Source organism: Microbacterium galbum (assembly GCF_032464915.1).
In the GTDB taxonomy this organism is placed as follows: domain Bacteria; phylum Actinomycetota; class Actinomycetes; order Actinomycetales; family Microbacteriaceae; genus Microbacterium; species Microbacterium galbum.
Map to the genome: position 1 here is coordinate 1,162,252 of NZ_JAWDIS010000001.1, position 13,277 is coordinate 1,175,528.

Annotated in this window: 13 protein-coding genes; 10 read left to right on the forward strand and 3 right to left on the reverse strand. The window is 71.9% G+C overall.

Annotation, left to right across the window (positions count from 1 at the left end):
• Positions 1–212 precede the first annotated feature (212 nt).
• The 3 genes from RWH45_RS05480 to RWH45_RS05490 are packed head-to-tail and all read left to right on the forward strand — an operon-like array spanning position 213 to position 3,566.
• The gene (locus RWH45_RS05480; protein WP_315993868.1) at positions 213–1,544 is read left to right on the forward strand and encodes an FAD-binding oxidoreductase; all 1,332 of its coding nucleotides are present in this window, start codon (positions 213–215) and stop codon (positions 1,542–1,544) included.
• A complete protein-coding gene (locus tag RWH45_RS05485; RefSeq protein ID WP_315993869.1) occupies positions 1,541–2,320 on the forward strand; it encodes a creatininase family protein in 780 nt (259 codons plus the stop codon). Before RWH45_RS05480 ends, RWH45_RS05485 begins: the two co-directional genes overlap by 4 nt.
• Positions 2,321–2,354: 34 nt before the next feature.
• On the forward strand, positions 2,355–3,566 hold the full coding sequence (locus RWH45_RS05490; protein ID WP_315993870.1) for an MFS transporter: 1,212 nt from the start codon (positions 2,355–2,357) through the stop codon (positions 3,564–3,566).
• Between the two features lie 84 nt (positions 3,567–3,650).
• Here RWH45_RS05490 and RWH45_RS05495 read toward each other — a convergent pair whose 3' ends face one another.
• A complete protein-coding gene (locus tag RWH45_RS05495; protein ID WP_315993871.1) occupies positions 3,651–4,235 on the reverse strand; it encodes a TetR/AcrR family transcriptional regulator in 585 nt (194 codons plus the stop codon).
• Positions 4,236–4,303: 68 nt separating this feature from the next.
• Here RWH45_RS05495 and RWH45_RS05500 point away from each other — a divergent pair, with 68 nt between their 5' ends.
• Both RWH45_RS05500 and RWH45_RS05505 read left to right on the forward strand, forming a co-directional pair.
• On the forward strand, positions 4,304–5,062 hold the full coding sequence (locus RWH45_RS05500) for an SDR family NAD(P)-dependent oxidoreductase (protein ID WP_315993872.1): 759 nt from the start codon (positions 4,304–4,306) through the stop codon (positions 5,060–5,062).
• 141 nt (positions 5,063–5,203) lie between these two features.
• On the forward strand, positions 5,204–5,575 hold the full coding sequence (locus RWH45_RS05505) for an immunity protein CdiI family protein (protein WP_315993873.1): 372 nt from the start codon (positions 5,204–5,206) through the stop codon (positions 5,573–5,575).
• Between the two features lie 147 nt (positions 5,576–5,722).
• Here the strand turns inward: RWH45_RS05505 and RWH45_RS05510 are convergent, their stop codons facing one another.
• A complete protein-coding gene (locus RWH45_RS05510; protein ID WP_315993874.1) occupies positions 5,723–7,099 on the reverse strand; it encodes an amidohydrolase family protein in 1,377 nt (458 codons plus the stop codon).
• 270 nt (positions 7,100–7,369) lie between these two features.
• Positions 7,370–8,401, reverse strand: coding sequence for an alpha/beta hydrolase fold domain-containing protein (locus RWH45_RS05515; protein ID WP_315993875.1), 1,032 nt, complete (start codon positions 8,399–8,401; stop codon positions 7,370–7,372).
• 231 nt (positions 8,402–8,632) lie between these two features.
• Between RWH45_RS05515 and RWH45_RS05520 the strand changes: the two genes are divergently transcribed.
• The 5 genes from RWH45_RS05520 (at position 8,633) to RWH45_RS05540 (ending at position 13,270) form a co-directional block, all read left to right on the forward strand.
• On the forward strand, positions 8,633–9,340 hold the full coding sequence (locus RWH45_RS05520) for an SDR family NAD(P)-dependent oxidoreductase (RefSeq protein ID WP_315993876.1): 708 nt from the start codon (positions 8,633–8,635) through the stop codon (positions 9,338–9,340).
• Positions 9,341–9,462: 122 nt separating this feature from the next.
• Positions 9,463–9,813 carry a carboxymuconolactone decarboxylase family protein gene (locus RWH45_RS05525; RefSeq protein WP_315993877.1) on the forward strand — a complete coding sequence of 117 codons (351 nt, stop codon included), beginning with the start codon at positions 9,463–9,465 and terminating at the stop codon, positions 9,811–9,813.
• Between the two features lie 12 nt (positions 9,814–9,825).
• On the forward strand, positions 9,826–11,151 hold the full coding sequence (locus RWH45_RS05530) for a M20/M25/M40 family metallo-hydrolase (protein ID WP_315993878.1): 1,326 nt from the start codon (positions 9,826–9,828) through the stop codon (positions 11,149–11,151).
• A 311-nt stretch (positions 11,152–11,462) separates the two neighbouring features.
• Positions 11,463–12,491 (forward strand): amino acid ABC transporter permease, encoded by a 1,029-nt coding sequence (locus RWH45_RS05535; RefSeq protein WP_315993879.1) that lies wholly within the window; start codon positions 11,463–11,465, stop codon positions 12,489–12,491.
• The gene (locus RWH45_RS05540; RefSeq protein WP_315993880.1) at positions 12,488–13,270 is read left to right on the forward strand and encodes an amino acid ABC transporter ATP-binding protein; all 783 of its coding nucleotides are present in this window, start codon (positions 12,488–12,490) and stop codon (positions 13,268–13,270) included. The genes RWH45_RS05535 and RWH45_RS05540 overlap by 4 nt, the downstream gene beginning before the upstream one ends.
• The last annotated feature ends 7 nt before the right edge of the window (positions 13,271–13,277 follow it).

Consider the following 13,277-nt stretch of genomic DNA (forward strand, 5'->3'; position numbering starts at 1 on the left):
CCCGCTCGGCCCGGTCCGCCTCGTGCGGGCCGGGCCGTTCGGCTCCCTCTCGCGCCCCGGGCCCCTGAGCTCGTCGAAGGGACCGGAGCCCCCGACACCCCCGGTGGCTTCGACAGGCTCAGCCACCTCCGCCCCACCGCACGACCGGTGACGACGACGAGCTCGGCCGCACCGCGGCATCCACCCCACCCGCCCCACCCGGAGAAACACCCATGAGCGACACCGCCACCCGCGTCCTCTCCCTCGAGGACGAACTGCTCGACCTGCTCGGCCCCGCCGCCGTCAGCACCGAACCGCGCGTGCGCGAGCGCGCCAGCGTCGACGGCTCCCCGATGTCACCGATCATCGCCGCGAAGCTCCCCCTGGGCCTCGCCGACCTCGTCGTGTTCGCCGCCGACGCCGAGCAGATCGCCACGGCCGTGGCCGCGGCATCCCGTCACGGGGTACCGATCACCGTGCGCGGCAAGGGCACCGGCAATTACGGTCAGGCCATCCCGATGCAGGGCGGCCTCGTGATCGACACCACGCGCGCCAAGGCCATCGTCGAGGTCGGCGACGGGTACATCACCGCCGAGGCCGGGACTCCGATGGTGCTGCTCGAGCAGGCCGCGTGGGCCGCCGGCCAGGCGCTGTGGATGTACCCGTCGACCGCGCAGTCCACGATCGGCGGTTTCCTCTCGGGCGGCTCCGGGGGCACCGGGTCGATCGCACACGGCTCCAACGATCGGGGCTTCGTCGCCGCCCTCGACGTCGTGCACGCCGACGGCAGCGACCAGATCATCCACGTCGAGGGCGACGAGGCCCAGAAGTACGTGCACAACTACGGCACCGCCGGGGTCATCGTGCGCGCGACGGTCCGCCTCGAACCGCTGCGCGAGTGGCGTGGGCTGTGGGCGAGCTTCCCCGACTTCGCCGGCACCCTCGCCGTGCTGCAGACCATCGGCAATCTCGAGCCCACCCCGCGGCTCGTGTCGGGCGACGGGCCCGAGATCTCGGCATCCCTCCCCTCCGACGAGGCGATCCCCGAGGGCCGATCGAGCCTGCGCGCGATCGTCGACGCGTCGCTGATCGAGGAGATCACCGCGATCGTCGAGGGCGCGGGCGGACGTGTCGAGGCGGTGCGCGAGGGGCCGCAGGCCAGCATCCGCCTGTCGATGCTCAGCTACAACCACCCGATCGAGTGGTACCAGAAGAGCCAGCCGCACGAGGTGTTCCACCTCGAGGTCGCGGGTGCGCCGCTCGCGGACGACATCGAGGCCGTCGAGAGCGTATTCGCCGGCGGCAAGCTGCACATCGAGTCGACGAAGGCGTTCCCGATCGGCATGCTGGCAGCCCCCTACGTCAGCGAGGACGACGTCTACCGCGGCATCGCCGCGCTCAACGCCATCGGCGTGGGCGTGCACAACCCCCACCAGTGGAACGTCGACTTCAACGTCGAGCAGACGGTCGAGACCGCGCGCCTCACCGACCCGAACGGCCTGCTGAACCCCGGCAAGCTCAACCCCGACTACACCGGCGCGCGCAAGGGAGCGATCATCTCATGACCCGTCTTCTCGCCGAGCTGAGCGGTTCCGCCGCCGCCGAGGCCCTCACCGAGGACTCGATCCTGGTGCTGCCCACCGGGGCGATCGAGCACCACGGACCGCACCTGCCCCTGGCGACGGATGCCATCGTCGCCGAGGCGTCCGCCACGGCCGCCGTCGCGCGCGCCGCCGCCCAGGGGCTCGACGTGTGGCAGCTGCCGACGCTGTCGATCACGAAGTCGGACGAGCACTCGTGGGCCCCCGGGACGCTGTGGCTCACGCCCGAGACCATGCTGCAGACCATCGTCGACATCGGCCGCTCGATCCTCACGACCCGGGCGCGCACGCTCGTGTTCCTCAACGGCCACGGCGGCAACGTCGCGCTGCTGAACGTCGCGAACCGTGAGCTGCGGCGCCGCTTCGGACTGCGCACGTTCTTCATGCCCGCCGCGCGCGTGCCCTCGTTCGACGGCACCGACGGGGGCCCCGACGAGCACGGGACCGGCATCCACGCCGGTCACGGCGAGACGAGCATGATCATGCACCTGCGCCCCGAGCTCGTGGACGCCACGAAATTCGAGGCCACGGTTCCGGCGCACATCGGCGACTTCCGGCACATTGGCTTCAACGGCAAGCCCGTGACCTTCGGGTGGCTCTCGAACGACTTCGGCCCCACCGGCGTGCTCGGCGACCCGACGGGGGCGAACGCCGCCCACGGCGCGGAGCTGTTCGAGGACAGCGTCTCGTTCGTCGTCGAGGCGCTCGAGGAGATCAGCCGATTCGACTACACGGCGTGACGAATCCGGATGCCGGCATCCGAGGGATGACGACGTGAGCGTCACGGCCGCCCCGGCCACCGGCGTCCGCGCCTACGGACAGGTGCTCGGCCTGCCCGGGGCCCGCAGCTTCGTGGCCGCCGGCATCCTCGCGCGCTTCCCGCGCGCGACGCTGTCGCTCGGCATCATCCTGCTCGTGTCGGCCACGACCGGGAGCTTCGCCTCGGCGGGGCTCGTCGTGGCGCCGCTCGTGGGCGGCATGGCCGTGGCCGCACCTCTCTGGTCGTCGCGGATGGACCGGCACGGCCAGGCCCGCGTCATCCTGATCTCGCTCGGATGCCTCGTGCTCGCGGCATCCGGTCTGCTCGCGCTCGTGCTGACGGGCGCGCCGTTCTGGACGTGGCTTGTCGCGGCGTTCGCGACGGGAGCAGCCACCCCCGACCTGACCTCCGCGGTGCGTGCGCGATGGACCGTGCTCGCGCCGGAGTCCCAGCGGACCCCGGCGCTGGCGCTCGAGACAATCGCCGATCAGATGGTGTTCATCGCGGGTCCGCCCGCGATCACGGCGGTGGCCGCCGCCCTGGATCCGGCGGTGGCGATGCTGGGCTCGCTCGGGCTCGGAGTGGTCGGCGGCGTATGGCTCGCCGCCCAGCGCGCAACGCAGCCTCCCCCGCAGCCGGGCGGGGCGCGCCGCGGGCTCGTCCTCCCGCCCGCGGGCGTCGTGCCGATCGCCCTGGCCTGCGTCGCGCTCGGCGGCGTCTTCGGGGCGTTCGACGTCAGCCTCGTCGGGTGGGCCGACGTCGGCGACCGTCCCTGGCTCGCCGGGCCCGCCTTCAGCGCCCTCGCGGTGGCCATCGCGATCGGATCGGTCGTGACCGGGGCGCGGACGTGGCGACTGTCCCCCGCCGCGCGGTACATCGGCTTCGCCGCCCTGGCCGCCGTCGTCGCCGCAGGGCTCCCGTTCGCCCAGGGCTCGGTGCCGCTGCTCTTCGGCGTCATCCTGCTGCTCGGTCTCGCGGTGTCGCCGGTGATGGTCTCCGGCATCCTCGTGGCATCCGCGCGCGCCCCCGAGGGCCGCGTGACCGAGACGCTCGCCTACCCGACCGCCGCGATGTCGCTCGGCGTGCCGATCGGCGGGGTGATCGCCGGAGCGGCTCTGGATGCCACGGGGCCTGCGACGGCTCTCGTCACCATCGCGGTGTCGCTGGCGCTGGCCGCGGGCATCGCGGCTGCGGGTGAGGCGTTGTTGCGGGTGGCGCGGCGGTGACCACGGACGCGGCGGCGCTGCACGAGCGAGGTCCCCGAGTCCGTCGAGAGCCCGGGACGCACGCGCGAGACCCGGCCCTCGGGATCAGATCGCGATCTCGCGGAGCGCTCGCCCCGCCACACTCCGCGGAGTCTCCTCGCCCCCGTGGAGCGCCCACCAGACCACGGACGCATCGACCGCCGCGGCGAGCACATGCACGCGGACGACGATCGAGAAGTCGTCGGGTCGCGCGTGCGTCCGTTCCGCGGCGAAGAGCGCCGCGGCATCCGTCATCGTCCCGATCGTCGGGGCACCGAGCTGCGCGAGGGACGGGTTCGCACGGATGACGCGAAGCCGGTGGCGCGTGACTTCGATCGACTCGGCGGGGATGGCCGCGCTGGCCTCGAAGGCGCGGCGGATCACCTCCCAGACCGGGTCTTCCTTCGCGCTCTCGGTCAGAGCGGCCTGAAAGCGCTCGAGCGACTCCTCCAACCCGTCCCAGACGAGAGCGGCCTTGCTCGGGAACAGGCGGAACAGTGACCGCCTGCTCACTCCCGCCGCGGCTGCGACGTCGTCCATCGACACCGCGTCGAACCCCTGCTCATCGAAGAGACGGAGCGCGACGAGGGAGACGCGGCCGGGATCGATCGTGCGCGGTCGCCCCGCGGCACGCTCGTTCGGATGTTCCATAGACACCTTTCGGCACTGAGTGCTAAAACCGGGAGTGGCGCACTCGCGCCCTCACGGAGGAGAAGATCATGACCGCGTCGACCGTCGCACGATTCGCAGACAAGACCATCATCGTCACCGGCGCCGGGTCCGGCATCGGGCGCGCCACGGCGACGCGGATCGCGCACGAAGGCGGCCGCGTCATCGCGACCGACGTCGTCGCCGAGCGGCTGGACGCCCTGCGCGAGGAGCTGAGCGGCCTCGCCGTCGAGACGGTGGTCGGAGACGTCTCGGCGCCCGACACCATCGCCGCCCTCATCGAGGCGGCGGGGGATCACGTCGACGGACTGGCGAACGTCGCCGGGATCATGGATGCCTTCCTGCCGCCGAGCGAGGTGGACGACGCCACCTGGGACCGGGTCCTGAGCGTCAACCTGACCGGCCCGATGCGCCTGACGCGCGCCGTGCTCCCCCTCATGATCGCGGCCGGCGGGGGCGCGATCGTCAACGTCGCCTCGGAGGCGGCGCTGCGCGGATCTGCCGCCGGTGTGGCGTACACCTCGTCTAAGCACGCGATCGCCGGATTCACCAAGAGCGTCGCGTTCTTCCACGGACCGCAGGGCATCCGCGCGAACGCCGTCGCCCCGGGAGCGGTCGCGACGAACATCGAGGCTCCGATGGGGAGCGCCTACGCCGCGGGACGCGTCGGCCCTCTTCTGCAGGTCGTCGTCCCGCCCGTCGCCCAGCCCGAACAGCTCGCCGCCGCCATCACCTGGCTGCTGAGCGACGACTCCGCCAACGTCAACGGCGCGCTGCTGCCGAGCGACGGGGGATGGTCGGTGATCTGACGGCCATTCACCGCCGCGCGCTCGGCCGGACGCTCCGGCGAGCTCAAGCGCCTGCGCCGCGGCCGCGAGCGAGGACTCTGAGCCTGTCGAGCGGACCGGAATCCTCTCGGCGGCGATCACGTGACGCGTAGCGTGGTTCTCATGGAGCCCGAGACCGAGGAGCAGCGATCGCGCCTGGCTCACCGGAGCTGGCAGGAACGGTCCCTGCGATCCACCCAGCCGCCGCGGCTCGAGGACGGTCGTCGGCTCATCCGCGTCTTCCCGGAGTGGGTCAGTTGCCTTCCCCTGTGGGAGAGCTACACCGAGAACTATCCCTTCGAGCGCGACGTCCTGCCGCTCTCGCCCGAGTTGCAGGACGCGCTCGAGGCCTGGAACGAGCACTGGCAGGACCGAGACCTCGACGAGGAGATCCCCGACCGGGATCGATGGGTCGCCGAGGGCGGGGAGCTCGTCGCGCGGCTCCGGGACGAGCTCGGAGACATCGCCGAGGTGCGGGCCGAGTTCGGAGGGTGACGCGCGCGTCCCCGTGGTTGAGTGTCCAGAACACCCGGGCGCCTGCCACGGCACGTCCGGGCGTTCTGGACGCTCGGGGCGATAGGAACCGCCGCGCGCGCGAGGCGCGGGGCAGAACGGAGCCGCAGGGCTGGCGGAACCGTCGGACTAGAGGATGACGCCGAACTCGTCCGCCAGGGCGGGCAGCTGCGTGTGCAGCACCTCGGACGCCTCGACCGCGAGCGGGTTCGTCGAGACGCCGTTCTCGTTCACGAGCTTCCCGCCGACGTAGACCTGCGTCAGGTTGCGGAGGCCGCACGCGAGCACGTAGCTGCGCACCGGGTTCCACAGCGGGCCGACGTCGGGCTTCCGCGGATCAACGACCACGAAGTCGGCGAACTTGCCCACCTCGAGGCTGCCGACCCGGTCGTCGACACCCATGATCTCCGCTCCCCCGAGGGTGTGCAGGCGCAGCACGCGCTCGGGCATCATCGACAGCGGGTCGTGGGTGCGGGCGCGCTGCATGAACATGCCCACGCGCATGTTCTGCCACGGGTCCGCGACGTCGGTGCACGCCTGGTCGTCGAGGCCCATGCCGACCTTCATGCCCTGCTCCAGCATCTCGGGCACGTGCGCGATGCCGGACGCCAGACGTCCGTTGGATGCCGGCTGCCACGACATGCTCGCGCCGCCCGCGGCGGCATCCGCGATGATCTCCGGCGTCGTCTGGATGAAATGACCGAACATCATGCCGGGGCGGAGGGCGCCGGCGTTCTTGTACAGCTGAAACTTCGTCTGCTGGTGCTCGATCGCCTCGTACGTCTCGAGGAAGTGCGCCTGGTTGGTGACGCCGAAGCGGTCCATGACGGCGACCTCGATCTCGGCGGCGTCGGGGCGGGTCGACCACTGCACCTGGCCCATGATCGAGGCACCGAGCGCGATGTCGGGGTCCATGGCCAGGACGTGATCGAGGGAGGCCTCGAACCGGGCGAAGATCTCGTCGTCGGTGCCGACGGTCGCGTCGAGCGCGATGGAGTCGACGAAGCGGAGCCCGGCGTCATGGCATCCGTCGGCCTGTCGGGTGTGCCAGGCGTGATCGCGCAGGATGCCGCCGCCGTCGGCGCGCTTGCCCTCGACCATCGGCTCCCACGGCAGGAGCGGGTCGGTGAAGTTGTAGGCGGTCGTCACGCCGTTGGCGAGGAAGTCGAGCGAACCGTGCAGCGTCGCCCAATAGATCTGGTCGGGCGAGGCGTTGTTGAGCACGCTGAACATGGAGGTGCACCAGCCGTACAGCGTCTGGTCGACGCCGAGTCCGCGCGAACCGCTCGTGAAGAGGTGGCTGTGGCTCGAGACGAAGCCGGGGGCGACGAACTTGCCGTCGACGTCGAGGACCTCGTCGGCGGTGAGTCCCGGATCGGGGTCGCCCGCGCCGATCGCGGCGATACGGCCGTCCCGCACCAGCATGTACCCGCGCTCGATGTAGCCGGGGTCGTCGGTGCCCGCGGGGACCGTGATGAGACGTGCGTTCGTGACGAGGAGCGACATGTTGATGACGGTAACAATGGCGTGTTTCCGCGGTGTTCCGGGCCGGTGGCGGGGGTTTTGCAGGGAGCCTCGTCCCACTTATGTCGGTGCATGTCCCAGAAACGGCCGGTGCAGCGCCCCTCAACCCACCACAAGTGGGACAGGGGTGCGCAGCGCAGCGCGAAGGCAGCGCCCCAGCAGAACCTTGTCCCACTTCTGGCGGTGCGTGTCCCAGAAAGGGCCTGTGCAGCGCCCCTCAACCCACCACAAGTGGGACGAGGGTCGAGCGGGTCAGGCGAACGCCGCCCGCACCGCCGGTGCGATCTGCGCGAGCACCTCGTCGCGCGCGGGCGTGGACGGGAACACGAGGAAAAGGTGCGGCACGCCCTCGCGCCGCACGAATTCGACGGGGGTTCCGGATGCCGCCAACCGCGCGGCGTACTCCTCGGCTTCGTCCGAGAGCGGGTCGACGGCCGCCGCGACGATCACCGCCGGCGCGGAGCCGGCGAGCTCCGGCGCCCGCAGCGGCGCGGCCTCCACGGGAACCTCAGCCGCGCCGTTCCCCGTCGTGCCACCCGGCGCCGCACCGGCCGCATCCGGCCGCGGTAGCGACGCGGCCACGGGCGCCCCGCCACCGGCATCCTGCAGGTACAGCCCCCAGTACCACTGCATCCCCTTCGCGGTCAGCGGCAGGTTCTCTGTGTGGGCGCGGTAGCTGGGACGGTCGGGATCGGGGGCGTCGAGAACGGGGCACAGCAGCACCTGCACCCGGATGCCGGGAGCGCGGCCGTCCCGCGCACGCAGGGCGAGGGCGGCCGCGAGGTTCCCGCCCGCGCTGTGCCCGGCGACTCCGAGCAGCGCGGGGTCGATCAGCCCCTCCACTCCGGTCGCCGCGAAGTGCAGCGCGCTCTCGATGTCGTCGAGTCCGGCCGGGAAGGGATGCTCGGGCGCCAGTCGATAGTCGACGCTGAGCACCTGCGTCCCGGCGGCGAGCGCCAGCGCGCGGCACAGCGCGTCGTTGTTGTCGAGGTCCCCGGCGACCCATCCCCCGCCGTGAGCGAACACGAGCGTGCCGCGGTGACCGGCGCGTGGCCGGTACAGGCGCAGGGCGAGGCCGTCGGCATCCAGGTCGAACGACTCGAGGTCGTGGTCGTCGGGCAGACGCACCCACGACGGGTTCGCGCGCAACTCGGCGATCCGCGTGGCGTCGTCGCCGTCGGCATCCGTCGCCCCGGACGGGATCGTCCCTGCCTGAGCGGCGAGGCGCGCGAGGTGCGCACGCACGGGCGGATCGGTGATGGCCGGGTGCACGGCGTCGGTCACGGGGGTCCTTCCGGTGGGGTTCGGGATGCCGCTGATCGCACGACGCCCCGAGCGTAGACCGCCGGATGCCGCCGTCGCCGCCGTCACGACGAAGCTTCACGCCGCCGAAACATCGGCGCCTCCCCACCCCCCGACGCCTGTTACCGCCGCGAAACAGCGCCGTCTCCGCGGCGTACGGGGCCGGGCGTACCGTGACCGCCAGGGCGACCCGATGCCCGCGGGAGGAACCTCATGTCGCAGCGCGTCATCGTCACGGGAGGCTCGGGCGGCATCGGCGCCGCCATCGTGGCCCGGTTCACCGCCGACGGGGACCGGGTCGCGGTGCTCGATCGCCGCGCCCCGGCCGAGGATGCGGCATCCGCGTTCTTCGCCGTCGACCTGCGGGATCCCCTCGACACGCGACGAGCGGTCGGAGAAGCCGTCGAGGCGCTCGGCGGGATCGACGTGCTCGTGAACTGCGCGGGGGTGTTCCAGCACGCATCGCTGCTCGACATCACCGTCGACGACTGGGATCTCGTCCTCGACGTCAACGCCCGAGCGACGCTCGTGACGATGCAGGCCGTCGCCCCCCGGATGCTCGAGGCGCGAGGCGGCACGATCGTCAACATCGCGAGCATGGCCGCCAAACAAGGTGGCGGCGGCGAGGGGCACTACGCCGCCTCGAAGGCGGCGGTCGTCGCCCTCACGCGCGCCGGCGCACAGGAATGGGGATGCCACGGCGTCCGCGTCAACGCCGTGTGCCCCGGCTACGTGCTCACCGACATGGGCGCCGACACGCGTTCGGAGGACGACGTGAGGGCGTGGAGCGCGAAGTCACCGCTCGGCCGACTCGGCGTGCCCGAGGACGTCGCCGGGGTCACGCACTTCCTCGCCTCCCCCGCGGGCGGTTACCTCACGGGGCAGGCGATCAACGTCACCGGCGGGATGATCATGCACTGAGGCGGGGGCGCGGTGAACAGCGGCGTGTGACCGCGCGTGACGGCGGCCCCGCGGCGCGCCGGAGGGCGGTGGTTACGGTAGGGCTCTGGCATCCGTCCCGCCGTTCCCGACCTGGAGAGCACATGTCCGAGTACTTCGACCGCACCGCCGACAAGACCTACACGAAGGTCTACAAGCACGAGACGCCCGACATCCTCGCCGCATTCGCCGCGTTCGATCAGGCGGTCTTCGCTCCCGAGGGGCGCGCGATCCCGCTGAAGTACCGCGAGCTGATCGCCCTCGCCGTCGGCATCACCACGCAGTGCGTCTACTGCATCGACGGGCACTCGCAGAACGCGGTCAAGGCGGGTGCGACCGAGGCCGAGCTGGCCGAGGCCGCCTGGGTCGCCACCGCCATCCGCGCGGGCGGCGGGTACGCGCACGGCCGCCTGGCGTTCAAGCTCGGCGAGGACGCCCGTCCCCACGAGCACTGACGGCTCCTCCCCGTGGACGACGAGACCGGGGCCGGGTCGCCGCATCCGGGCGGCCCGCAGCCCGACGCCCTCGAGGCGGAGGCGCTGGAGTTCATCCGCGCCCTGATCCGCATCGACAGCGTCAACACCGGCGACCCCGCGACGATCGGCGACGGCGAGACCCGGGCGGCGCGGTTCGTGCAGGCGCAGCTCGAAGACGCCGGGTACGACACGACGCTTGTCGAGCCCGTTCCCGGGCGGGCGAGCGTGATCGCGCGCCTGGCCGGGTCGGATCCGGATGCCGGTGCCCTCGTCGCCCACGCGCACCTCGATGTGGTGCCGGTGGATGCCGCCGACTGGACGCATCCGCCGTTCGGCGCCGAGATCCACGACGGCATGCTGTACGGCCGGGGAGCCGTCGACATGAAGGACTTCGCCGGCATGCTGCTGGCGATCGCGCGGACATTCCGGCGCGAGGGGATCGTGCCGCGCCGCGACCTCATCTTCGCGTTCTTCGCCGACGAGGAGGCCGGGGGCGTGTGGGGTGCGCGATGGATCGTGCGGAACCGCCCCGAGCTGTTCGCCGGGGCGACCGAGGCGATCAGCGAGGTGGGCGGGTTCTCGCTACCGCTGCCCGGTGACCGGCGCGCGTACCTCGTCGCCACAGCCGAGAAGGGGGTCTCGACCGCGACCCTCACCGCCCGAGGCCGCGCCGCGCACGGCTCGCGTCCGACCGCCGACAACGCCGTCGTGCGCCTGGCGCAGGCCGTCGCCGCGGTCGGTGCGCACGCGTTCCCCGTGGTCCGCACGGCGACGCTCGAACGGTTCGTCGAGACCTGGGAGCGCGCGGGCGGGCGGATCGACGACCTCGGGTTCGCGGCATCCCTCCTCGACGCGGGGCAGCGCAACACCGCGTCGCCCACGGTGCTGACCGCGGGCGGCAAGCCCAACGTCATCCCCGGTTCGGCGAGCGCCGTCCTCGACGTGCGGATCGTCCCCGGGCAGCACGACACGGTGCGCGCGGAGCTGGCCGCCGTCGTCGGCGACGACGTCGAGGTGACGTGGGCGCGCGACATCGCGGCGATCGAGTCGCCCGTCGACGCACCGCTGGTCGGGGTGCTGCAGCGCGCGATCAGCGCGGAGGATGCCGACGGGGTGGTCGTGCCGTACCTGCTGCCGGCGAGCACCGACAACAAGCACCTGAGCCGGCTCGGCATCCGCGGGTACGGGTTCGTGCCGTTGCGCGTGCCCGCCGATTTCGACGTGTTCGGACAATTCCACGCCGCCGACGAGCGGGTTCCCGTCGAGGCGCTCGCGTTCGGCACGCGGGTGACGGCGCGGATCCTGCGCGAGGCCTGAAACACCGCCCGGGAGCCCGGTCCGCACCGCGAGCCGCGCCGGACTCCGGCGAGGTCGGGTCCCCACCGTGGGAAGCCTTCCGGATGCCGGTGTCTCAGCGCGCCTCTCCGGACCGCGGCACCCCGGTCCGCACCGCTAGCGCGCCGCCCTTCTGCCGTCGAGCGCATTACCGCCCGTGACACCGGGTTTCGGCGCGTGGCGGAGCGTTTCGACCCGTGAATCCGCGCCTCGCGGAGCTCTCCGAGGCGGTCGTACCGTGACCCTCACCCACCGACGCCCCCGCGTCGTTCCGGAGTCTCGAGGAGCACGCCATGACCACCACCGCGCCGGCACCCGCCGACCGCACGGCACCGCCTGCCGCGTCGACCGCCGAGGTCGACCTCGGCACGATCGCCGTGGTCCCCACCCGCCACTGGTGGCGCTGGATCTTCAGCGCCCTGCTCTTGTTCGTCGTCGCCCAGTTCGCCTGGAGCCTCGTGACGAACGACCGCTACATGTGGGGCACCTTCGCGCAGTACTTCTTCGCGGAGCCGGTGCTGATCGGCATCGGGTACACGCTCGGGCTCACCGCGATCTCGGCCGTCGTCGGCTTCGCGCTCGGGACCCTGCTGGCCCTCGGCCGCCTGTCGGCCTCCCCTCTGCTGAACGCCGTCGCGTGGGGCTACATCTGGTTCTTCCGGTCGGTGCCGCTCGTGGTGCAGATCATCGTCTGGTACAACCTCGGCTACCTCTACCCGACGCTCGGCCTCGGCACCCCGTTCACGACCGACTTCTGGATCGTCGAGTTCCCCACCGTGCAGCTCGTGAGCGCCTTCGCCGCGGCGATCCTCGGCCTGGGCCTTCACCAGGCGGCGTACTCCGCCGAGATCATCCGCGGAGGGCTCGTCTCGGTCGACCCGGGCCAGCACGAAGCGGCTGCGGCCCTCGGGATCCCGGCATCCCGTCGCCTGTTCCGCATCATCCTCCCGCAGGCGATGCGCTCGATCGTGCCGAACGCCACGAACGAGGTGATCGGGCTCGTGAAGGGCGCGTCGGTGGTGTTCGTCATCGCGATCCCCGAGCTGTTCTACGCCGTGCAGGTCATCTACAACCGCAACAGTCGCGTGATCCCGCTGCTGCTGGTCGCGGTGGTCTGGTACACGCTCATCACCACGATCCTCAGCGTCGCGCAGTACTACATCGAGCGGCACTACGCCCGCGGTTCGGCCCGCGCTCTTCCGCCGACGCCGGTGCAGCGCACCCGCCGCTGGGTCAGCGCGCAATGGGCACGGCTCGGCGACGCCCCTCCCGGCGGAACGGATGCCGACGGCCCCGCCGCCGCGAACGGGGTGCGCGCATGAGCGCCATCGCCCCCACCCGCGGACTCGTCGAGGTCCGCAACGTCCACAAGGCGTTCCACGGCACCGAGGTGCTGAAAGGCATCGACCTGACGGTGCACCCCGGCGAAGTCGTGGCGCTGCTCGGCCCGAGCGGCTCGGGCAAGTCGACGCTGCTGCGAACGATCAACCACCTCGAGACCGTGGATGCCGGCTCGGTCACCGTCGACGGGGAATTCATCGGCTACGAGCTCCGCCACGGCAGACTGCACGAACTGCGCGAGCGCGAGGTGCTGCGACGTCGCACCCAGGTGGGCATCGTCTTCCAGAACTTCCACCTGTTCCCGCACCTGACCGCGCTCGAGAACGTCACCGAAGCACCCCTGGCCCTGAGACGCCTCGGCAAGGATGGTGCCGCCGAGCTCGCGCGCGGATTGCTCGACCGCGTCGGGCTCGCGCACAAGGCCGACGCCTACCCGCGGCAGCTGTCGGGCGGCCAGCAGCAGCGCGTCGCGATCGCCCGCGCCCTGGCACTGCAACCGAAGGTGCTGCTGTTCGACGAACCGACGAGCGCCCTCGACCCGGAGCTCGTGGGCGAGGTGCTCGACGTCATCCGCGACCTGGCGAAGCTCGGGACGACGCTCGTCATCGTCACGCACGAGATCGGCTTCGCCCGCGAGGTCGCCGACCGCGTGGTGTTCCTCGACCAGGGGCGCATCGTCGAGCAGGGCACACCCGACGACGTGCTCGTGCGCCCGCAGCACCCGCGCACGCGCGAGTTCCTCGCGAAGGTGCTCGGCTGACGCGCAC

Bases quoted from the DNA above. Each gene is read 5' to 3' on its own strand.
- RWH45_RS05480 (WP_315993868.1), top strand. From the start codon at position 213: ATGAGCGACACCGCCACCCGCGTCCTCTCCCTCGAGGACGAACTGCTC.
- RWH45_RS05540 (WP_315993880.1), top strand. From the start codon at position 12,488: ATGAGCGCCATCGCCCCCACCCGCGGACTCGTCGAGGTCCGCAACGTC.
- RWH45_RS05505 (WP_315993873.1), top strand. From the start codon at position 5,204: ATGGAGCCCGAGACCGAGGAGCAGCGATCGCGCCTGGCTCACCGGAGC.
- RWH45_RS05520 (WP_315993876.1), top strand. From the start codon at position 8,633: ATGTCGCAGCGCGTCATCGTCACGGGAGGCTCGGGCGGCATCGGCGCC.
- RWH45_RS05525 (WP_315993877.1), top strand. From the start codon at position 9,463: ATGTCCGAGTACTTCGACCGCACCGCCGACAAGACCTACACGAAGGTC.
- RWH45_RS05485 (WP_315993869.1), top strand. From the start codon at position 1,541: ATGACCCGTCTTCTCGCCGAGCTGAGCGGTTCCGCCGCCGCCGAGGCC.
- RWH45_RS05535 (WP_315993879.1), top strand. From the start codon at position 11,463: ATGACCACCACCGCGCCGGCACCCGCCGACCGCACGGCACCGCCTGCC.
- RWH45_RS05500 (WP_315993872.1), top strand. From the start codon at position 4,304: ATGACCGCGTCGACCGTCGCACGATTCGCAGACAAGACCATCATCGTC.
- RWH45_RS05495 (WP_315993871.1), bottom strand. From the start codon at position 4,235: ATGGAACATCCGAACGAGCGTGCCGCGGGGCGACCGCGCACGATCGAT.
- RWH45_RS05510 (WP_315993874.1), bottom strand. From the start codon at position 7,099: ATGTCGCTCCTCGTCACGAACGCACGTCTCATCACGGTCCCCGCGGGC.